The 22011-nt window shown below is 61.6% G+C and carries 14 protein-coding genes and 1 pseudogene; 8 read left to right on the top strand and 7 right to left on the bottom strand.

The features are described from left to right. Window positions 1-138: 138 nt before the first annotated feature. The 3 genes and pseudogenes from MNO14_RS16710 to MNO14_RS14415 form a co-directional block, all read left to right on the top strand. Window positions 139-471 (top strand): annotated as a pseudogene (locus MNO14_RS16710) (RHS repeat-associated core domain-containing protein); the annotation flags it as partial. 153 nt (window positions 472-624) lie between these two features. After that, a complete protein-coding gene (locus MNO14_RS14420) occupies window positions 625-1008 on the top strand; it encodes a hypothetical protein (protein WP_241946382.1) in 384 nt (127 codons plus the stop codon). Between the two features lie 15 nt (window positions 1009-1023). Next, window positions 1024-1386, top strand: a complete 363-nt coding sequence (locus tag MNO14_RS14415; RefSeq protein WP_241944380.1) for a hypothetical protein — start codon at window positions 1024-1026, stop codon at window positions 1384-1386. A gap of 1556 nt (window positions 1387-2942) precedes the next feature. On the opposite strand, the gene MNO14_RS14410 is transcribed toward MNO14_RS14415, so the two are convergent. The 5 genes from MNO14_RS14410 to MNO14_RS14390 all read right to left on the bottom strand — a co-directional run bounded on the left by MNO14_RS14410 (window position 2943) and on the right by MNO14_RS14390 (window position 9613). Beyond that, window positions 2943-3218, bottom strand: a complete 276-nt coding sequence (locus MNO14_RS14410) for a hypothetical protein (protein ID WP_241944379.1) — start codon at window positions 3216-3218, stop codon at window positions 2943-2945. 65 nt (window positions 3219-3283) lie between these two features. Continuing rightward, a complete protein-coding gene (locus MNO14_RS14405; RefSeq protein WP_241944378.1) occupies window positions 3284-5320 on the bottom strand; it encodes a TonB-dependent receptor in 2037 nt (678 codons plus the stop codon). A 132-nt stretch (window positions 5321-5452) separates the two neighbouring features. Then, window positions 5453-6850, bottom strand: coding sequence for a PepSY domain-containing protein (locus tag MNO14_RS14400; RefSeq protein WP_241944377.1), 1398 nt, complete (start codon window positions 6848-6850; stop codon window positions 5453-5455). A 14-nt stretch (window positions 6851-6864) separates the two neighbouring features. After that, complete coding sequence (locus tag MNO14_RS14395) at window positions 6865-9096, bottom strand: TonB-dependent siderophore receptor (RefSeq protein WP_241944376.1); 2232 nt, start codon at window positions 9094-9096, stop codon at window positions 6865-6867. Window positions 9097-9211: 115 nt separating this feature from the next. Next, window positions 9212-9613 (bottom strand): DUF2946 family protein, encoded by a 402-nt coding sequence (locus MNO14_RS14390; RefSeq protein ID WP_241944375.1) that lies wholly within the window; start codon window positions 9611-9613, stop codon window positions 9212-9214. Window positions 9614-9995: 382 nt separating this feature from the next. Between MNO14_RS14390 and MNO14_RS14385 the strand changes: the two genes are divergently transcribed. Both MNO14_RS14385 and MNO14_RS16705 read left to right on the top strand, forming a co-directional pair. Beyond that, window positions 9996-11924 carry a DUF6531 domain-containing protein gene (locus MNO14_RS14385; RefSeq protein ID WP_241944374.1) on the top strand — a complete coding sequence of 643 codons (1929 nt, stop codon included), beginning with the start codon at window positions 9996-9998 and terminating at the stop codon, window positions 11922-11924. Continuing rightward, window positions 11887-14811: an RHS repeat-associated core domain-containing protein gene (locus tag MNO14_RS16705; RefSeq protein ID WP_343226425.1), complete on the top strand. Its 2925-nt coding sequence runs from the start codon at window positions 11887-11889 to the stop codon at window positions 14809-14811. The genes MNO14_RS14385 and MNO14_RS16705 overlap by 38 nt, the downstream gene beginning before the upstream one ends. A gap of 710 nt (window positions 14812-15521) precedes the next feature. Here MNO14_RS16705 and MNO14_RS14375 read toward each other — a convergent pair. After that, a complete protein-coding gene (locus MNO14_RS14375) occupies window positions 15522-15815 on the bottom strand; it encodes a hypothetical protein (RefSeq protein ID WP_241944373.1) in 294 nt (97 codons plus the stop codon). A 967-nt stretch (window positions 15816-16782) separates the two neighbouring features. Next, on the bottom strand, window positions 16783-17256 hold the full coding sequence (locus MNO14_RS14370) for a hypothetical protein (protein ID WP_241944372.1): 474 nt from the start codon (window positions 17254-17256) through the stop codon (window positions 16783-16785). Window positions 17257-17375: 119 nt separating this feature from the next. Here MNO14_RS14370 and MNO14_RS14365 point away from each other — a divergent pair, with 119 nt between their 5' ends. Genes MNO14_RS14365 through MNO14_RS14355 form a run of 3 tightly spaced genes read left to right on the top strand, consistent with a single transcriptional unit; the run spans window position 17376 to window position 22000 of the window. Further along, window positions 17376-18425, top strand: a complete 1050-nt coding sequence (locus tag MNO14_RS14365; RefSeq protein ID WP_241944371.1) for a DUF6531 domain-containing protein — start codon at window positions 17376-17378, stop codon at window positions 18423-18425. Beyond that, complete coding sequence (locus MNO14_RS14360; protein WP_241944370.1) at window positions 18406-21582, top strand: hypothetical protein; 3177 nt, start codon at window positions 18406-18408, stop codon at window positions 21580-21582. The genes MNO14_RS14365 and MNO14_RS14360 overlap by 20 nt, the downstream gene beginning before the upstream one ends. Beyond that, window positions 21536-22000 carry an RHS repeat-associated core domain-containing protein gene (locus tag MNO14_RS14355; RefSeq protein WP_241944369.1) on the top strand — a complete coding sequence of 155 codons (465 nt, stop codon included), beginning with the start codon at window positions 21536-21538 and terminating at the stop codon, window positions 21998-22000. The genes MNO14_RS14360 and MNO14_RS14355 overlap by 47 nt, the downstream gene beginning before the upstream one ends. The last annotated feature ends 11 nt before the right edge of the window (window positions 22001-22011 follow it).

Genomic DNA, 22011 nt, shown 5'->3' with positions numbered 1-22011 from the left:
CTCGGCTCTCACGCCTAAGCCCACTATATCGGCGGCTTGTCATTTGTAGCCTGAACCGTTCGGCAACGTCGGTGTGACCGGCGTTGCCGGCGCGATATTCGACCAACAACTGCTAACGTTGTTGCGCTTGCAGAAGTCGTGCGTGATCTGTACTTGGGCGATCGCCAGGTCGCCATCCGGGATGCCAGTGCTGACGGCGATCAGATCGATGTTCACGTGAAGTATCAGCATACCGACTTGTTGGGAAGCCCAGTAGCCGTAACGAACGAAGCAGGGGTCGTGCTCGATCGAACGCACTGGGCGCCATACGGGGCGGCGGTTGGCAAGCCCAACTATGACGGGATCGGCTACACCGGGCATCGCCAGGACGGGGCGACTGGGTTGGTGTACATGCAGCAGCGCTATTACGACCCGATGCTTGGAATCTTCTTGAGCGTTGATCCCGTGAGTGCCCACAGCAACCCAGTCGGACAGTTTCATCGCTATAGATATGCCGATGGAAACCCGTATAGATTCATCGACCCTGATGGTCGGCAGAGCTGGTCCAATACCGGCACATCCAACCCTTGGCCAGCAGTTCAGCAGGCGTGCGGGGGTAGCAATGCCTGCGAACAACGGGTTGCCATGGAGCTGACGAAAGCTCAAGCGGAACTTGCCCTTTCGGTAAGTGCGGGAGGCAACGCCCGTGGGATGGTTGGTCGATTCTTCATGAGAGAGGCTGGAATATCTCTGGCGCTGACCAACAAGATCCATCATATTTTCTCGCAGTCGAGACATAATCTGGGTGGGTTGGCGAGATCTTTGGGTGGCGAGGTTAAGGCGTTTAGGGCTATCGAAAGCGCAACTGTGAAGTCGGTGGACGTGTCGAAGGCGGGAAGGTTTGAAACTATAGTTAAGGTTGGAAGTGAGCAGGTGACGGTAAGGGGTAATGTGATAGATGGCCAGGTTAAGATAGGAACCGCATTCATTAAGCCGCCGCCACCCCCGACACCTCCTATTAAACTTTGAAAGGCGATTTTAGATATGAGGATTGAAGATATTCCTATGATTGAGCAGGAAGCAATAAGAATGCTTCTTGAGGGGAGTGGCGATCTACAATGTGCGCTGCGTCGACAGTTTGAATCGATTCTGGCAGTGCAAAGGACGCAGAGCCCAGCTGGTGTTTACGTGGTGTTTGAGCTAAATGGTTGCGTTGAAGGATTGGAAGGTAAGCCGAGTTTTCACTTGGGCGATGTGTTCGCAAGAAGCAAGAATTGCGAAGAGATAGGGTTCATTATATTTATTAGAGAAGGAGTTTTAGAATATCTCGAGGGGTACTGCTATGGGGATGTTTATCCTCATTACAGCGGTTGTGACTATTCTATTTACCGACAATCGCCAGGATGAGTTCTAATTATCATTATTTAACTTAGGGTCATGAGTTCGAGCGCGCTGTAAATAAAATCGTTGCTCCGGGAGCATTCAAGCTGGATGCAAATACCAGAGATTCGAATTATAACACTCAAGAGGAGCGTAATGTAATTTAAGGGTGGGAGCGTCCTGCGGCCGAGAAGTTGGGTGAAGGGATGAGGGATAATCACTCTGGACGAGAGGTTGAATTCAGATGTTCGACTCCAAATTGCGATTGAAGGTCTCGAGGTCAGATGTGTTGCGGGCGGCTACCTCTTTATCGCTACTGGTAATTATCTCAGGTTGCCGAGAAGATTTTAGTAAGGACTACTTATGTAGCGATTACAATCGCGCTGAAATTTACTATCGAAATTTCAACTCATTCTCGCCGGTGGAGTTTTCTGAAGAAGTGCTTCGTAGTTCCCCATCGGTGCATTTCTCGGTTGAAGATGCATCGGGAATGCGCGAGTTGCGCGACACGCTCCCTAGGCATTGCGGCAATGATGGGGAGCGCCCTAGTGGCGGCTTTGATCATTACATAGTTATAGATTTCTCCGGGGATGGTGATCGTAGGGGGCAGTTCTCCTCGTCGAGGTTAGACTATTCGTACAAAACAGATGGCGATGCCAGATACTGTGGATTTGCCGCAGAGGAAAGGGGCAGGTTGGTAGAATGGATAGAGGGTAGGCAGCCTCAGAGCTAACTCCGTGCTGAAGGCGGCTCGCGTTCTTGCATCCACTAACTACTATAGTGGCCGAGCTGGGGTCCACGTCAGCGCGTGGGTGAGACAAGGTTAGGTCGAGCGGTCTAAGCAGCCGAACATTAGTCGTTGCCTGCTATTTGAGGTAGTAGTCGCCCTGCGCCAAGCCTTACAGCCCGACATTCAGGGCGTTGATTCCTGTAGTCGATGAGGTTGCTGACGGCGGGACGTCGCGGTCACTTCGTTGCCTTCAATCGCCCCAAGCTCGCATGGGACCTTGACGGTTGAGCTTCATATTCTGGCAGGCATGGGCGGCCCTGCATCTATTGAGCGGATGGAAATAACCAGCAGGCGGCTGTGGTTAATCTTTGCGCGCGCCACTACGCCAAAGGCTTCTGCCGTTCGTCGACTCAATTGGGATGGCCGCAGATGAAATTGCAGGATTTGATTGATCTTCGAGACGCACGTTCAGCAAGCTGGAAAGATATCGAAATAGGTGGGGTTGAGAGAAATTAGTGGAGGTGGCGAGTGCCGCGCTAATTATGTGTGCTTTGCTTGCCAAGCGCCGCTGTTGATAGCTGCCTATTCGACGGATTTGTCGTCTGGGGAGGAAGTCTTTGGGCTGACTATTGTTCGGGATTCTGTTCTGGTTGATGGTTTCTTGAATGGACCATTCCCTCCTTGGAATAAGCCGAGATCGCTATCGCTTAAGCAAGTGGGCGGGGACGGGGTGTGCGATTTCTTGGCCGGTCGTAAAGATCTACGTGTCGTGCCTAGAGTGCATGAGGGTCAGTCTGGGGAAGTGATTGTGGAAGTGACCCGGGAGGTAAGCATTGGGGCAGGGGTTACGAGGTTAGTATTCGAGCCGATGATGCCGTTCCGATGAGCTTGCGGGTGACTTGGAAGCAAGCCTGATGAGGTCAGCACCACGACGCCAATGTAGGCAGCGATCATCACTACCTGATGACGTGCCCGAAGTCGTTGCCATGTGCAGCTGCACGCCCAGCTCGATCGTCTGGGCGACGAGGCCGTAGTCGTCGTAACCGGTACTGACCAGCAACGCGGCCTCGCGATCGAAGTGGTAGGTGACCTGGTCGTGCGGCGGTGCGGGATAGGTGTAGGCCATCATCGCGCCGCGCGCTTCGTTATGTAGGCCGCGCCTCAAAGGGACAGCGTTGCGTGTGGTCCCACCGCCTACAGCTTCACCGTCACCGACACAAACGCACTCCGCCCCGCCGACGGCGAAAACATGGGCCGGGCCTCTTCCCAGAAGAAGCTGTCGTACCAGGCGTAGACATACTCGCGCCCGGTGACGTTGCGCAGCTGCACGTCCACGCTGGTACGCGGGGTGAGGCGGAGCTTGGCGCTCAGATCGAGCACTGCGAAGCCGCCGAACTTGTCGGTGAGGTTCCGCTCTTCGAGGTAGTAGTCGCCCTGCGCCCGTCCCTGTAGTCCGAACTGCAGGGCGTCCGTGGCGCGGTAGTCGAGGCCGAGGGTGCTGATGGTGCGGGGCGTGGCGGCGACTTCGTTGCCTTCGATCGACACGCTCGGGGCGCGACCGTCGCGCTCGATCTTCGCCTCCTGGTAGGCGTGCGAGGCCCATAGCGTCCACTTCTCGCCGATCTGCGCATCGAGCTGCAGGTCCACGCCGCGCCGACGCGTCTTGCCCAGCACCACGGTGGTGCCGGTGGCGGGCATGTTGGAAATTTCGTTCTCGGCATCCTGCTGCCACACCGCCAGGCGCCCGCGGGTGCCGGCGAACGGCCTGAAGCGCAGGCCGGCCTCCATGCCGGTGTTGGTGGAGGGGCGCATCGCCGCCTGCCCGGGCGTGAGGTAGGCCGGTGGCGTGCTGCCGGTCAGCACTTGGAAGGTGCGGCCCCAGTTGGCATAGAGGTTGGTGTCGGCATCGAGTCCGTAGACCACGCTGAGTTTGGGCTGGCCGATCGTGCCGTAGTCCTGCAAGGCGGCACGCACGCCGCCGGGCAGCTGGGTTGCGCCATCGAAGCGGTCGATGCGATAGGCCGGCACGATCTTCAGCGACGCGGTGGGTTGCCAGATCGCCTGCAGGTACGCGCCTGCATTGTGGAAGGTGTGGTGGTCGTCGTTCTGGATGCGTGCGGGGGTGGCATCGAAGTCGGTCGGCGCGCTGTAGGCGAACCGTTCGCGCACGTAGCCGTTGTGCTGCTGCTCGTAGTTCGCGCCGGCCTCGAGGGTGAGGGCCGGGTGGGCCGCCCAGGTGAGTGTGGCGAGCAGGCCCGATTGCGCTTCGTCCCAGACGCGCCGCTGGCGCGGGGCGTTGCCGGTGGGCACGTCGCTGAAGGTGATGCGGCGGTCGTCGTGGTAGCGGTTGTGATAGAGCTTGGTGCTCAGCACCAGTGCTTCCGTCAGGGCGAGGTCCATGTGCAGGCCGAACTGGCGCATGCTGCGGTCGTCGCCGTCATGGGCATTGCGCAGCGCCGAACGGCGGCGCCCGGCCTGCAATTCGTCTGCGGTCATGAAGCCGGGCTCGTCGGCCTGATGGCGGTAGGCGCGTGCGGTCAGGCCGATGCGCATGCCGTCCTCGAGGCTGCCGTAGAACCATTTGCCGCCCAGCGAGTACTTTTCCGAGTGGTCGTGCTCGCGATAGCCGTCCGAGGCCTGGACGCCGACGAAGTAGTTCTGTGCGACGTCGCCGTGTTCGCGACCCACAGCGAGCTGTGCCTGGCGGGTGGCGAAGCTGCCGTAGGTGAGCCGGGCATCGGTGTAGGTGCCGCCCTGGCGCGTGCCGAAGTTGATGTTGCCGCCGATGTTGTGCAGGCCGTAGCGCGGGTCGTTGGTGCCGCGCACGACTTCGATGTAGTCGATCTCCAGCGGAAACAGCATGTCGATGAAGCGCTGGTTGCCGCTGTTGACGTTGCTCGGGATGCCGTCGATCAGGGTCTTGATGGCGTTGAGATAGCCCTCGCCATTGAAGGCGCGGAAGCTGACCTTGCCCGACTCGGCGCCCTGGCGGGTCTCGGTGAGCTGGATGCCCGGCATCTGGCCGAGCAATTCCCAGCTCTGCGCTACGGTCTGGTCTTCGATGCGTTCGGCGCCGAGCACGTCGACCGAGGTCAGCACTTCGTGCGCGGTCAGCTGTCCGCGGCCCTGGTGCACATGTAGGGTGCCCATCGTGGTGTCGACCGCTTGGGCGTGCGCAGCGCCGCTGGTCAGGGCGGCCATCAGGGCGAGATGCAGGGGGTGGGCGGGCATGGGGAGTCGCATTGGGACGGGGGAAACGCCGACCTGGGGGCCAGCGCGGGCGCGCAATCTATCATGTAATAACATTACATTTCACGTTCAACCAAGCTCGAGGTGTGCACGTCCCGGCCCGGCAAGACGCACTCAGCGCAGCCAACGCAAGGCCGCGATGTGCGGCCGCACCCAGCGGTCGAACGCGAGTACCACGAGCAGCGAGGTGGCGAGCAGCGGCAGCACAACGGCCGAGATCAGCAGCAGCGCGAGCAGGGCGCGGGTCGGGATGCGGGTGCTGGAGGCGGGTGCACCGATACGGCCAGGCGGACGCCGACGCCACCACATCGTGGTGCCGGTGACGACCAGCACCACCACGCCGATGCAGGCCGCGAGCATCACCAGTTGGTTGAGCCGCCCGAAGTAGTTCCCCATGTGCAGTTGCACGCCTAGTTCGATCGCCTGGGCGACGACGCCGTAGTCGTCGAAACCGGTGCTGACCAGCAGCGCGCCCTCGCGATCAAAGTGGTAGGTGACCTGGCCCTGCGGCCGCGCGGGATAGGTGTAGGCCATCAGTGCGCCGCGGGCTTGGCTGGGCAGGAACACGCGCAGCTCGTCGTCGGTGCCGGCGGCGCGGATGTGGGCGATCGCACGTTCCAGGCCGGCCGTCGTCCAGTGCCGAGCACCGGGCCGTGGTGCGGACGCGCCATGGTCGTGGTGGCCCGATGTTGGATCGGCGGCCGGCATCGGTGCGTGTTGCAGGGTCCACGGCACGTCGTTGAAGGCGTCGCCGACCTGGGGTGCCTGCGGCGCGGCATAGCGCCGGTAGACCGCGGGGTAGCCTTCGCCGACGAGTTCGGCGCCACCGCGGATCCAGCCGCCCCAGAACACCGCCCACGGCAGGCCGGTGGCGACCAGGAACAGCACCAGCAGCGCGACCCAGAGCCCGGTGGCGCGATGGAGCGAGGTCCACAGCCGGCGGCCGCGGGCGCGCAGATCCGGTAATGCGATGCGCCACCCGCGCCCGTCGGCTGCGCGCGGCCAGCCCAGATACAGACCGCTGATGATCAGCATTACGGTCCAGCACGCCGCGAGTTCCATCACGTAGCGGCCGAACGTGCCGAGCATCAGCGAGCCGTGCAGCCGGTCCGCGATGCCGACCAGTGTCCGCGCAGGTGCGAGGACGCCGAGCACGGTGCCGTCGGCGGGGTCGACATAGGCGATGCGGCTTGCACCGTCGGCCAGCTCAAGACGCACCTGTGCGGCGCGGCGATTGTCTGCCGGCAGGTCGATCCGTGTCGGCGTGGCGTCGGGTACGGTGGCGTGGGCGGCGTCGATCATGTCGCCCAGGGACACGCGTTCCGTCCAGGGCGCGGGTGTGAAGCGCAGGTGCGGGTAGAACGCGTCGTTGAGTTCATCGTTGAAGAGGTAGATCGCGCCGGTGACTGCGAGCACCAGCAAGAAAGGCGCGACGAACAGGCCGGCATAGAGGTGCCAGCGCCAGAACAGGCGATAGCGGCCGCTGCCGGGGCGCGGTGCGGGGGCGGACATGGACCTGGCCATGCTCAGAACCGCGTGCGCAGAGTCATCTCGACGCTGCGCGGCGCGCCGAGATAGACATGAGTGGCGGGGTAGCCGGAGTACTCGCCGTAGAGGGCGTCGCCGGCGTTGCGCACGCGCAGCGCCAGCGACACGCGGGGCCAGTCGTAACCGGCCCAGGCATCGAACGTCGTGCGGCCGCGCACGTAATAGGTGTTGGCGTTGTCGGTGTAGAAGCCGCCGACGTGGTGGCCACTGGCCCCGAGCGAGACGGGCACGCTGGCGAAGCGATACGTTGCTGCGAGTGATGCGGTGCCATTGGGCACGTTGCTGGGGCGACGGCCGCGGCGGTCGAAGCCGCCGGCTTCGATCAGCTCATCGAAGCGTGCGCGGCCCCACGTGGCCGAAGCCTCCAGCCGCAGGCCGCGCGTCGCCTGAAGGTCGGCGGCCAGCTCCAGGCCCTGCGAGGATTGGCGGCCACCCTGCACGCTGATCATCGGGTTGGCCGGATCGCGGGTCAGGATGCCGTCGCGCTCGATACGGTACGCGGCGGCGGTCAGCGACAGGAGCGTATCCCAGGCCTCGGCCTTCAGGCCAACCTCGGCTGCGCGTGCATCGGTCAGATCGAAGCGGCCCGACGCGGTCTGCAACGTGAGCATGCTCGAGACCGGGCTGGCCGCGGTGGAAACCTGGCCGTACAGCTGCAGGTGGTCGCGCAGGTCGAACACGCTGCCCAGGCGCCACGAGAGCGGCGTGTAGCGCGGCGCGAATGTCGTGCGGGCACCGCTGATGCGATCGTCGATGGCGCGGTCGAGGTCGATCCGCTCGTAGCGCACGCCGCCGACCAGCAGCCAGCGCGGCGTGAGGTTGAAGGCGTCCTCCACGAACACCGCATGGGTGCGTAGCCCGGTCCGGAAGACCTGGTCGCTGGTGAAGGCGTTCGAATCGGCGCCGGGGAACGTACCCAGTACTGGATCGATCGGTGTGACCGGTGTGGTGAGGCCGCTCTGGCGTGGATTGATGAAGTCGGTGTCGTTGATCTCCACGCCGACGGTGAAGCGGTTGCGCCGCCCCGCAAGCGGGCCGTGGTAGGCGAGGGCCAGGCGCTCGTTCCAGAAGCGGTGATCGTGGACCACGCGCTCAACGCTGCGGGCGTACAGGCCGGTGCCGCGGTCGTAACGCCAGTCGTCGGAGTAGACGAAATCGCGATCGGCGCGGTAATACGCCAGATCGTTGCGCAGCTGCCAGGTCGGCGACAGCGCGAGGGTGGTGTGCCAGCGCAAGAGATTGCTGCGAGCGCTGGTGTAGGCGCCGATCGGGTTGTAGTTGGTGTGGCGGGTGGCGCGGTCGATCACCAGGCCATCGGCGCTGCGCACCACACGCGATGGCGCGATCGCGTCCTCGATGGCGATCATCGGTGCGCCCTGATAGGTCCCGGCGCTCTTGTCCTGCGCGTGTTGCCAGGACAGCAGCATCGACAGTGACTCGCGCGGCGTCCATGCCGCACTTGCCGACAGCGTGGACGTCTCGACCGCGTTGCGCTCGATGTCGTAGAGACTGTCGGCGCGCAAGCCACTGGCGTCGATCCGAACCGCGAGTGTGTCCGAGATCGGCTGGTTGATGCCCAGCCCGGCACGGCGGGTGCCGAAGCTGCCGATGCCGAGCATGCCGTCGATTGCTGCGCCGTCGGTGCTGGGCCGACGCGTCACCAGGTTGATCGCGCCACCCATCGCACCTTCGCCGTACAACACCGAGGCCGGGCCGCGCAGGACCTCCATGCGTTCCAGCGACCAGGTGTCGACATCACGCGTGACGAAGGTCGACGCGCCCAGGCGCACGCCGTCGTGCAGCACCGAGACGGTGTTGCCGCTGAAGCCGCGCAGGGTCACGACGGCGGGGTTGCCGGGCACATTGCCGACCATTGCGCCCTGCGCCAGCTCGAAGGCCTCGCGGGTGGTGCGGGCGCCCCGGCGTGCGATCTCCTCGCGGTCGATCACCTGCAGCGAGGCCGGCGTCTCGCGCTGGGTGAGGCCCAAGCGGCTGCCGGTGTGTTGCGGCGCATCGAGCGTGCGCAGGCGTTGGCCGCGCACCTGCAAGGCGTCCAGCGTAGTGGGTGAGGGATTGGACTGCGGGGTCGATTGCGCCAGTGCGGAAGGCGACAGCGCGAGGGCCATCAGCCCGGCGAGCGGACCCAACGATCGAAAGGCGCACGGCGCGGCGGGGGCTAACAACAGCCCGAACGAGGTGGAACGGAGCATGGGCAGGATCCGGTGTTGCGTGCGACGCGGCCTGGACACGCGCGCACGCACGATGCCGCGCAACGCGCGGCCATCGCAAAAGAGGGAAGCGACCCGGAGGTCGCGGCGGCTCGGATCAGGCTGCCAGCGGTGGTCCGCGCGAGCCCAGACCGCAGGGATGCCGCGTCAGCACGCGTGGCGTGCGCAGCACGGGCAGTGGTGAGGCGATGTGCGGCGCCAGCGACCACGCCAGCCACAGCACCGCAATCAGCGTGGTCGCAAGCAGGGGGCAGTAGGCGCAGTCCGGCATGTCGCCGTGATCCATCGGCGCGGCCGGTGGCGTGTCCAGCAGCGCGAACGGGTCGACCATGCTGACCAGCTTCTCGCTGCCCGTCGTGCACAGCTCCACCAGGATCGTGCGCGGAGCCTCATGGTGTGTAGCAGCCAGCCTGCCGACCGACGGCAGCAACGCGAGCAGCAGCATGGCCGTCAGCGACAGCCATGCGAATGCGCGTCTGAAACGGCGGCTCCCGGACATGACGGAAGTCTAGCCGCGAGCGTTAGGGTTGAGGCGCGCATGAGGACGCGTTGGGTGCGACTGAGTGTCGCAGCGCGTGAAGTCAGTATCTGCCGTGATTCGCGATGCTCCGTCAGTGAAGTGATCTATCAGGGGATCGTAGGTCATGGCTGTTGGTGCATGTCCATCTTGCTAGGGTCCTCCCACACAAGTGCCGATCAGCTGAAAGGAGGCGCTTTACATCCTATTGACATTGGTAACTGGGCGGCGCAACTTCCTGCTTGCACGCGAAGTGATGCAGGGGGCATCGACTGGCCGTGCTAGGAACCTACATATGCATAGGACGGCAGATTTTGATGGCGCTGGTTTTGGAAAGCTGTCTTCGTTAGTTCTGTTGTTCGGCGTGTCCGCGCTCTCCATGAGTTCTGCTTGGGCGCTTGTTTCAAGCGGGACGAGTTGCCCAAATGGTATCGAGAACTCTCAGGGCGGTTGTACTGAGGAGACGATCAAAGTGACTACTCCCAGGCTGCCATCCGGTGGCGGCTGGGGAGGTTGGGGTGGTGGGGGCGGCGGTGGCGGCGGTGGAGGTGGTCGCGGGGGTGGAGGTGGCGGCATAATACCGACCTTCCCGCCTGTTAAAGCGATCGTAGAAAACGAAGGAGATCGTGGGCAGCCCTCGGCATCGCGAGATCCAAAGATCGGTTGCGGGACGTTAGCCGGGAATCCGGTCGTATTCTCGACTGGAAACAAGGTCGAGTTCGAAACAGACTTTGAGTCGAGCGAGGAATTCGGGCTCAGGCTGGCGAGAACATACAACCATTATTGGACCGGGGTCGGGCTATTTGGCCAGCACTGGCTGAGCAATTTCGATTACTCGCTGACGGCGTCGCAAACCGGCGCGAACGCGGACAATGTATGGCTGCAGCGTCCTGATGGGCGGCGGATCAAGTTCAATCGAGCCGCATCGGGCCGTTGGGAGGAAGACAAGGCGCAGGCCATCGCTTATGTCACTCTATCTGGCAGTATCTATACGCATTACGCCGAAGATGGGTTGATCGAGCAGTACAACATCAATGGGTACATCACCCGGCTGACCAACCGCCAGGGTGTGGCGTGGACTTTCAGCTACACCAACAACTATCTGCAGCGGGTTACGCACACCTCGGGCCGCTATGTGCCGTTCACCTGGACCAATGGCCAACTGACAAAGGTGAGCGATCCGGCCGGCAACGCCTACACCTTCACCTACACGGCCAACGCGCTCGGCAGCGGCCGACATCGACTTGCGACGGCGACGCCGCCCGGTGCGCCCGGCACGACTGTGCAATATCACTATGAGGATGCGCGCTTTCCGGGCGGTTTGACCGGTAAGTCGTTTAACGGGTTGCGCTATTCCAACTTTGCCTACGACGCGAACGGGCGCGCCACGCTGAGCGAGCACGCCGGCGGTGTCGAGCGCTACACGTTCGCCTACGAGCTCAATGCCTCGGCTCCGCCCGCGCCGCGTCCCCCACCGCCACCGCCGTCTGGCGGTGTTTGTGACACGAGAACGCGTGTCTGCAGCGTACCGATGTCCGTCGGCGACCGGCTTCGCACCACCGCCAGCGTGCCGACGGCAACGGCCGCAAATGCAGCAACGGGGACAATTCGGCGCGCGATCGTCACCAACCCGCTGGGCAAGCAGACCAGCTATGAGTTCGAGAACGGCAAGCTGATCGCGACCATCGGGCTCGCGTCGGCACATTGCGCGGCGGCCAGCAAGGCCATCATTTATGACGCCAACGGCTATCCATCGATCACGGAGGACTTCAACCTCAACAAAACGTATACGACTTACAACGCCAGGGGGCAGTTGATCGAGACACGAGAGGCGGTCGGTACGCCGATCGAGCGCACCACGACCTACGCCTGGAGCGCAACAAACCGCATGACGCGTCAGACCCTGGTCGGCCAGGTCGAAACCACGTGGACTTACGACAGCAAGGACCGGCTGACCTCGGTCGCTGCGAAGAATCTCAGCGCGAAACGGTGTGGCCGGGCAGGTGCGCAAGACCACCTTTGCATACACCGTACACGGCAATGGCATGCTGGCATCGAAGACCGTCGACGGGCCGATCGCCGGCACCGGCGATCAGGTCGTCAGTCGCTACGACGCGACGGGTGCGCTGATCGCAGAGGAAAGCAGCGTCGGCGCCGTGACCTTCGCCGATCACAATGCGCTTGGGCAGCCGGGCAAGGTGACCGGTTTGAACGGCGAAGTGGCGGAATTTGCATACGACGCGCGCGGCCGGCTGATGCGCGCCCGCCGCTTCCCGACGGGCACTCCGGCTGACACCACATACCGATATCTCTCCAGCGGGCTACTGGGCGCGGTCACACGACCCGATGGCCAGGTGCGAACCTACGCCTACGATGCCGCGAGGCGCCTGGTGGCCGAGTCCGAGCCGGAAGATGGCGGCAGCCACGCGGTAATCGAGTACACCCTTGACCCGATGTCGTTGATAACGCAGACGGTCGTGCGCAGCGGTGCGCGGCCCGCGCCGGCGGACAGCACCATTCGTGGCGTAATCGATGGCGTCATCGGTAACGAAGGCACCGGGTATTCGGTCTCGGGCTGGGCGTGTGCGTCTTACTACGACGCGCCGATCCCCGTGCATATGTACTTGGGCGGCCCGGCGGGTTCGGGGGTCGGATTCAGTGGTTACGTCGCCAACTTGCCCAGTGAACCTGGCGTTGCTGCGTCCTGCGAGTCACAGGGAACCGCACACCAATTCAATATCCCGATCACGACGGCCATGCGCAAACAGCATGGCGGCAAGACGATCTACGTCCATGGCATTTCACCGGTTGGCGGCACAAATCTGACGATCGCAGCTTCCGGAAGCTTCCGTATCCCGACGATGCCCAGTACGAATCCACCTTGGCCTGATCGGCCCGGCTGGTGTGATCCCAGGACTGGAATTTGCAACGATCCCTTGGCGATTGAAATCGATATCGTGTCCAGCCCGAGAACATCGGTAGGGGCGCTATCGTCCACTGACGGTATCGCCTACCGTCGGATCGTCGATTACGACGAACTCGGCCGCGTGCGAGGGGTACGGGGCAACAATGGTCAGCTGACGACCTACACCTATGATCTCGATGGCAACGTTCTGACCGAGAAGAACGCCTACAACCATGTCACAACGCATCACTATGATGCGCTGAACCGTGTGGTCAGGACGGTCGATGCACTGGGCCATTCGACGTACTACGAGTACAACGCGCTCGATTTGCCGACCAAGGTTACAGACGCGCGCGGTAACGCTACGGTCTATGTGATCGATGGCTTCGGACAGGTGCTGAGGCAGATCAGTCCGGATACCGGCGTCACGACGTTCCAATTCAACGCAGCGGGACAGAAAACGCGGATGACGCGCGATGATGGCAGCTGGCTGAGCTACAGCTATGATGGGCTGGGGCGGCTGACCGGGACGACCACCGGCGATGCCTCGTTTGCCTATGGGTATGACTGGTGCGGCAACGGCAAGGGCCGCCTGTGCAACGCCGACTCGCCAACGAGCAGCCGTCACTTCAGCTATACCGCCGAAGGTCAAATTACCATCACGCGCGATATAACGCCGAGCTCCGACCACTGGACGGGTTACGCCTATGACGCGCTCGGTCGTCTTGGCGGCATCGTCTATCCTGGCGGCGCTGCGGTTGGCTACGGCTACCACCGCGGCAAACTCGCCGTGATCCAGGCCACGACCAACGGCGTCACTCGCACCGTAGCCGATCAGTTCCAGTACGCGCCGACGGGGGCGATGACGCGGATGGTGTACGGCAATGGTTTGCCCAAGGAGCGCACCCACGACCTGGACGGCCGCTTGGTACAAACACACGACCACGTGATGCTAGGACAGAACTACCGTTACAACGCCATCGACGAGCTTGTGGCGATCGACAATTGGTCACGGCCGCAATTCAATCAGGACTTCGGATACGACGCGCTGTCGCGATTGACCAGCATCGAGTCACCGGTGGGCAATCAGCACTTCTGGTTCGATGCCAACGGAAACCGCACCCTTCACCAGTGGGATCATAAAGAGGGATATCAGATCGCAGGCGGCAGCAACCAGATGATAGTGGCCGCCAATCAGGGCCTGTCCTATGACGGACGTGGGAATCGCGCCAAACAGCAGTTCCAGGGCTCGACGACGACCTATGGCTACGACGGGTTCAACCGGCTAGTGTCCGTACAGCGAGACCTTGCGGCGGCGTATACCAATCCGAACTACGCCGATATCCACCTGCCGGCGGGGACAACCACGTACGCGGTCAACGCGCTCGGTCAGCGAACGGCCAAGAGTGGCCCATTGGGGAGTAGCCGGTTCGTTTATGGTGGTCAGAACACCTTGATGTCGGAGCTGACCAACGGGCAATGGACCGACTACATCTGGATGGGAAGCGAGCCGATCGGTCTGGTGCGAGATGGCCAGCTTTACTTCACTCACACCGATCGGCTTGGGCGGCCCGAAGTCGTGAGCGATGGCAACCAGTCTCCGCGTTGGCTCGCTGCCAATCATGCCTATGACCGCGCTGTACTGAGCAGCTCGATCGGCGACTACAACTTAGGGCTCCCCGGCCAGTACTACGATGCGGAGACCGGCTTCTGGTACAACGGCTTTCGCGACTACGACGGGCGTACCGGGACTTACCTCCAGAGCGATCCGATTGGGTTGAGAGGCGGGGCTAATACATACAGTTATGTTTCAGGAAATCCGATTAATGCGATAGATCCTCTTGGTCTTGTGGGGTATATATGCAGGAGGGGTGAAAATGTGGGTATTGCAATACCCATCAATTTCAAAGGGGCGACCCCAGAGCAAGTAGGGGAAATTGCCAGAAATATCGAGTCCAGATGGTCTGGGAGATTCGGCAGTTTAAACGTAAAAACAGTGGTCTTGCCGCAGGCGGTATGGGACCCGGGGAATGCCAACCAAGTTGCCGTGAACGCCGGGTCAGATACGTCTTGGGTTGAAACGTCGGACAGAAACTGGGGAGTTTGGTACATGTCAAACTCCTGGGGTGGCGCGACCTTTGCGCATGAGGCCGGGCATTTATTGGGTTTGGATCACGGCTCCGGCATTATGAAGGAAAATGGTCTTTCTGGGGATTCCGTCAATGAGCAGAATGTTCGTGATGTTCTTGCGTTTGGGAACAGCTATGTGCGGTAGGGCGGTGGCTGCCCTTAGGAATTCCCTCAACTGGCCATCTAGGGCCTTCATTTTCTCGTTGATCTTGGTTGCTTTGGCTGCTTGCGGTACACGGCTGAGTTCTGAGGAGTGCGAACTTGTTCTTGATCGCGAGGCTGATTTTAGAAGATCTTTATTCGGCGAAGATGTTGACTATTCCTATTTCGAGCGCAGAAGGGGTGTGAGAATGCGGGGGTGCGTGGAGGGGCGAACTTACACCAGGAAGGACTATATTTGTATAAAGAGGGCAGCAGATGATGAGGCCGTTGGTAAGTGCATGGCTAGGGCTCACGAGAAATCAAATTAATTGCTAAGGGGTGCTGGGCGCGCAAGTTGACTTCGTCGTGCAAGCTGATTGGCAGGTCGCAGGCTCGGGTGGTGATTGAGTAGCAGTTGAGCCTCATCAGCTTGGCCGTGGATTTTCCTTGTTCCTGGAAGTGGAAGATTACTAATGCAGTGAGCGGTTCGCCTGTGGATGGCAGCGCTTTGATCGGGTTTACGCAACTTTAATAGGGCGTGGAGCTTTTGAAAGGATATGCTCGGCCTGTTTGGAGAGGTGGAGAAATGCGGTCGATCGCATTGCGTGACTTTTCAGCCGTTCAGCACTCGCCCGTTCTTTCATTCTGTTTAATCTCAGAATAAGAATTTATCGGCCCTTGTTTCTGTATTGACGCGGGTTCCGGTATGCCGTCCTACGGCTCCAGCACCCAATCGTTGTGCCCCGGGTGATAGGTCGGGTGCTTCTTCATGTAGGCCTTCACTTCGTCCATGGCGTCGGCTTCTCGCTTGAAGTCCGCCTTGCGCTTGTCCGGGTCGAGGAAGGTGACGTAAGTCGGGGCGCCGCGGTTCTTCTCCCACTCCTGTTTGAAGTGTGCGAACTCGTCGCGGTGGAAGTCGAAGATGCTGCGGTCTTCCGGTGCCTGGCGGCCGCACTGGGGCAGCGCACCAGCAAGAGCGGGCCATTGGGAAGCAGCAGGTTTGTTCATGGCGGCCAGAACACGCTGATGTCGGAGCTGGCCAACGGGCAATGGACTGACTACATCTGGATGGGCGGTGAGCCCATCGTGCTATGAGCCTTCGGGGGCAGTCATGGAATTAGCGAGTCGGATGTCCGAGTGCGTGCATGACCAGATGGTGTGCGCGACGATAGCCCTTGCCAGCGCGGGGGTGGCAACCGGATCTAAGGCCGGAGCAAGCTTGGCAGTGGGTGGTGCTGCGGCTGCCACACATGTACGTTTGGGCTCTGTCGCAAGTGTCGGTGTCGGTGGGCAGGCAGGATGGGACGCGTCGATGTCGCCTCTGTATGGTGGCGCCAAGATCATAGGAACGCCGGTTTCGAATCAGTGTGGGTGCGGCAGATGATATTCTGGATATCAATGTTATGTATGTTTCTTATTCTCGTCATGATGGTGACAAGAGAGACGGCGGTCTTCCGTCTTCGGGTGCGAAGACGTGGTGATTGGGAGCGGTTTGGAAGGCCTGAGTTCTTGGAGAGAGATGTCTTCCTGAAGAAGTTTCCATACATCGGTTGGGCCGACGTGTACAGGACGTCAGGCTTACTTGATCGATTCGTGCTTGTCTTGTTCCTGATCTCTCATGTTTTGTTTGTGATGTTCGCTTTGATCTCACTTGTGATGTTTGTTCGAGCAGGGGGATTTAGTTAGGGTTATGCGCAGAAATCCAGAATTCTTGATGGCGGCGGTCGCCAGTACTTCTTGTTCCGGGTAGACATCGATTCTGAGAATCATTGGCTCGGTAGAGGGGCAGCAAGCTTCCGCACGATCATCTCGCGCTGCGATCCCACTAGACTTCGGCATGGTGCCTCCCGATCTCGATCGAGAGGCGGGGACCATAAATCTGAGCGCACGCAGCAGATCTATTGCCGCTGACTAGCTCCAATTAGCCCTGGATGCTGGGAGCCGGGCGCGCGATCAGTCCGATAGCGGTTTGGCATCAGGGGTCCACCACCCAATCGTTATGCCCCGGGTAATAGGTCGGGTGCTCCTTCTTGTAGGCCTTCACCTCGTCCATGGCGTCGGCTTCGCGCTTGAAGTCCGCCTTGCGCTTGCCCGGGTCGAGGAAGGTCACGTAGGTCGGCGCGCCGCGGTTCTTCTCCCACTCCTGCTTGAAGTGCGCGAGTTCGTCGCGGTGGAAGTCGAAGATGCTGCGGTCCTCCGGCGCCTGACGACCGCCCCAGTCGGCGCTCTTGAGCGCCCGGGCGTTCTTGACGTGGTCGTTGTGCAGGTTGTCGAACTCGCCCAGCATCGTGCGCGCGTAGTCGTACTTGACGTTCCAGTCCGACTGCATGACGCCGTCGTCGGCCAGTGCGTTGAACCGGCCGTGCTGTTCGTTCGCGGTCTGCTTGGCCTTGGCGTTGTCGAAACACCGGGATCCGCTCAGACTCCGCGCTGGACGAAGCGGTCCCATGTAACGCTTTGACTACAAGCTTCCACGCCTATTGACATCGATACCTACGAGGCGCAGTTTCCTTGCTCGCACGCGGCGCAATGCAGGGGGCATCCGCTGGTTGTGCCAGGGAGTGGTGCATGCACAGGAAGGGCGGGCCGGTGCAGACCGGCAGTGGGAAGACGCGGCGGCTCATGGCGGCAGCGACGTTTGACACCGTCAAAGTCTCGGAGAACGTCAGCGCGCCCACGACGATGGAGACCGTACGCGTCACGACGCCTCGTGTAAGCAGCGGCAGCGGGATCGTGAATTTCGACGCGGTCCGGGTCATCGGGGTTCGCGGTGGCGGTCGGATTCCGATGCTGGGGGGCGTGAGCGCGATCCGGCCCAATCTCGGCGATCGAGGCGCGCCCAGCCAAAGCCGCGACCCGGAGATGCAATGCGATCAGACCACCGGCGCGCCGATGACCGCAGGCAATCCGGTCGTCTTCTCCACCGGCAACAAGGTCGAGTTCGAGACGGACTTCGCGGCCGATGTCGAGATGGGCCTTTCGCTCACGCGCACCTATAACCATTACTGGACCGGCACCGGGATCTTTGGCCGGCACTGGCTGAGCAACTTCGACTACTCGCTGACATCGGCGGAGCCGGGCCCCAACTCGGCCAATATTTGGCTGCAGCGTCCCGATGGGCGCAGCATCAAGTTCCAGCGGACCGCCTCGGGGCGCTGGGAGGAGGCCAAGGCGCAGGCCATCGCCTACGTCACGTTGTCGGGCAACGTCTACACGCACAACAGCGAAGACGGGCTGGTCGAGCAGTACAACGCCAACGGCTACATCACGCGCCTGGCCAGCCGGCAGGGCGTGGCGTGGACCTTCAGCTACAGCAACAACTATCTGCAGCGGGTGACCCATACCTCGGGGCGCTATGTCCAGTTCACCTGGACCAATGGGCAGCTGACGAAGGTGACCGACCCGGGCGGCAATGCCTACACCTTCACCTACACCGCCAATGCGCTCGGCAGTGGCCGGCATCGGCTGGCGACGGTGACTCCGCCGGGTACGCCCGGCACGACCGTGCAGTATCACTATGAGGATTCGTGCTTTCCGGGCGGTTTAACCGGTAAGTCGTTCAACGGCGTGCGCTACTCGAACTTTGCTTACGACGCGAATGGACGCCACACTGAGTGAGCACGCCGGCGGCGTCGAGCGCTACACGTTCGCCTACGAACTCAACCCGTCCACATCCCCGGCACCGCCGCCTCCACCTCCGCCGCCGGCAGGTGGCAGCTGCGATCCGAACACGGGCCGCTGCACGCATCCGCTCTCGATCGGCGACCGTCTGCGCACGGCCGCCATGGCGCCGATGGCGGTGGCCGCGAGCGCGCCGACCGGCACCATCCGGCGCACGATGGTGACCAATCCGCTGGGCAAGCAGACCAGCTACGAGTTCGAGAACGGCAGGCTGATCGCGACTATCGGGCTCGCGTCGGCGCACTGCGCTGCGGCCAGCAAGGCGATTGTCTACGATGCCAACGGTTACCCGTCGATTTCCGAGGACTTCAACGGCAAACTGACCTACACGACCTACAACGCCAAGGGCCAGCTGCTGGAACTGCGCGAGGCGGTCGGCACCCCAGTCGAACGGACCACGACCTACGCCTGGAGCTCGACCAATCGGATGACCCGGCAGACATTGCCGGGGCAGGTCGAAACCACGTGGACCTACGACAGCAAGGACCGGCTGACTTCGGTCGCCGCGAAGAACCTCAGTGCGAACGGCGTGGCCGGACAAGTGCGCAAGACCACCTTTGCATACACCGCACACGGCAATGGCATGCTGGCATCGACGACCGTCGACCGGCCGATCGCCGGCACCGGCGATCAGGTCGTCAGTCGCTACGACGCAACGGGGGCGCTGACCGCCCAGGAAAGCAGCATCGGCGCTGTGACCTTCGCCGACCACAACGCACTTGGGCAACCTGGCAAGGTCACCGGCTTGAATGGTGACGTGGCGGAGTTTGCATACGACGCGCGCGGCCGCCTGGTCCGGGCCCGCCGTTTCCCGACTGGCACCGCTGCCGATACCACATATCGATATCTGTCCAGCGGACTACTGGGTGCGGTTACACGACCCGATGGGCAGGTGCGCACCTACACTTACGACGCCGCGAGGCGCCTGGTGGCCGAGTCTGAGCCAGAGGATGGCGGCAGCCACGCGGTAATCGAGTACACCCTTGATCCGATGTCGCTGGTGACGCAGACGGTCGTGCGCAGCGGCCTGCAGCCCGCGCCGCCGGACAGCACCATTCGTGGCGTGATCGATGGAGTCTTCGGTAATGAAGGTGCCGGGTACTCGGTCTCGGGGTGGGCGTGCGCGTCCTACTACGACGCGCCGATCCCGGTGCATATGTACTTGGGCGGTCCGGCGGGGTCGGGTACTGGCTTCAGCGGTTACAACGCCAACCTGCCGAGCGAGTCCGCTGTTGCGGCAGCCTGTGAATCGCAAGGCGCCGCGCACCGGTTCAGTATCCCTATCACGACCGCTATGCGCCAGCAGCATGGTGGAAGAACGATCTATGTCCACGGCATCTCGCCGTCCGGCAATCCGAATCTGACGATTGCCAATTCCGGTAGCTTCCGGATTCCGGCGATGTCGAGCACGAATCCGCCGCCCAACCCACCTCCCAACCCACCGCCGGGCGGAGGCGGGTGGTGCAATCCCAATACGGGCATCTGTCAGCAGCCGGTGGGCATCGAGATCGATATCGTCTCCGGCCCGCGGACATCGGTAGGCGCGCTGTCGTCCACTGACGGTATCGCCTACCGTCGAATCGTCGACTACGACGAACTCGGCCGCGTGCGCGGGGTACGGGGCAACAATGGTCAGCTGACGACCTACACCTATGATCTCAATGGCAACGTTCTGACCGAGAAGAACGCCTACAACCATGTCACAACGCATCACTATGATGCGCTGAACCGTGTGGTCAGGACGGTCGATGCACTGGGCCATTCGACGTACTACGAGTATAATGCGCTCGACTTGCTGACCAAGGTCACAGATCCACGTGGCAACGCCACCGTCTATGTCGTCGACGGCTTCGGCCAGGTGCTGAAGCAGACCAGCCCCGACACTGGCGTCACGACGTTCCAGTTCAACGCGGCAGGGCTGAGCACCCGGATGACGCGCAATGATGGCAGCTGGTTGAGCTATACCTACGATGGGCTCGGGCGATTGGCCGAGACGAACAGTGGCACTGCCAGCCTTGCGTATGGGTACGACTGGTGCGACAACGGCAAGGGCCGCCTGTGTAACGCGGACTCTGCAACAGGCACGCGCCACTTCGGCTACACGGCTGCGGGCGCAATCACCGTCACACGTGATGTGACGCCCAATTCGGATGACTGGACACATTACGCCTACGATGCGTTCGGTCGTCTTGGTGGCGTCAGCTACCCGGGTGGCACGTCGGTCGGTTACGGCTACCACCGCGGCCGGCTGGCTGTGATCCAGGCCACGATCAATGGCGTGACCCGCACTGTGGCCGATCAGTTTCAGCACGCACCAGTAGGGGCGATGAAGCGGCTGGTCTACGGCAACGGTATCGTGAAGGATCGCGAATACGACCTAGATGGACGCCTCACGGTGACGCACGACTATGGCTTGCTAGGCCACACCTATAGCTACAACGCGATCGACGAAGTGACATGGATCCAGAACTGGTCGCGAGCACAGTACAGCCAGAACTTCGAGTACGACGTCGTCTCTCGACTTGTGAGTGTCGGTTCGCCCGTAGGAAATCAATACTTCACGCTCGACCCGAATGGAAATCGGACGTTTCACCAATGGGATCATGGCGAGGCATACCAAGTCGCGACCGGCAGCAATCGGGCGATTGTGGCGGCAAACCAAACCCTGACCTACGATGGTCGTGGAAATCGCGCCAAACAGCAATTCATAGGCTCGACAACCACCTATGGCTACGATGGCTTCAACCGGCTGGTGTCGGTGCAGCGAGACGTCGCTGCGTCCTATACCAACCCCAACTATGCTGATATCCATCTGCCGGCTGGCACCACGACGTATGCGGTCAATGCGCTCGGTCAGCGGACGGCCAAGAGCGGGCCGCTTGTCAGCACTCGGTTCGTGTACGGCGGCCAGAACACCTTGATGTCAGAGGTGACGAGTGGGCAGTGGACAGACCATATTTGGTTAGGCAGTGAGCCGATCGGGTTCACGCGCGGCGGGCAGCTTTACTTCACTCATACGGACCGCCGCGGGCGGCCGGAAGTGGTCAGTGACACGAACCGAAACCATCACTCTTGCCGCCAACTATGCCTATGATCGCGCCGTGCTCGGCAGCACGATCGGCGACTACAACTTGGGATTCCCCGGGCAGTACTACGATGCGGAGACCGGCTTCTGGTACAACGGCTTCCGTGACTACGACGGGCGTACCGGGACTTATTTGCAGAGCGATCCGATTGGCTTGACGGGTGGGTTGAATAGCTATGCGTATGTAGAGGGCAATCCGGTCAGCTCTATCGATCCTCTCGGTCTGAAAGGTGCTCGAGCTAATAGACCTCGGAATTCGTGGAATCATTTTCAAGAAAGAAACGGGGGCATTGGGTTGACCCGGGCGGAGATGCGCTGGATCTATAGGCAGCTTCAACTTGAAGAAATGGGAAGAAATCCCGACCTTTTTAATGCAGGACAGGATGCGCCCGACCCTTGGGGGGGGTGTAACAGTAAAGGGTTGTGATGCATATTTCT

Source organism: Luteimonas sp. S4-F44 (assembly GCF_022637415.1).
In the GTDB taxonomy this organism is placed as follows: Bacteria; Pseudomonadota; Gammaproteobacteria; order Xanthomonadales; family Xanthomonadaceae; genus Luteimonas.
This window is presented reverse-complemented; position numbering and strand designations above follow the sequence as displayed.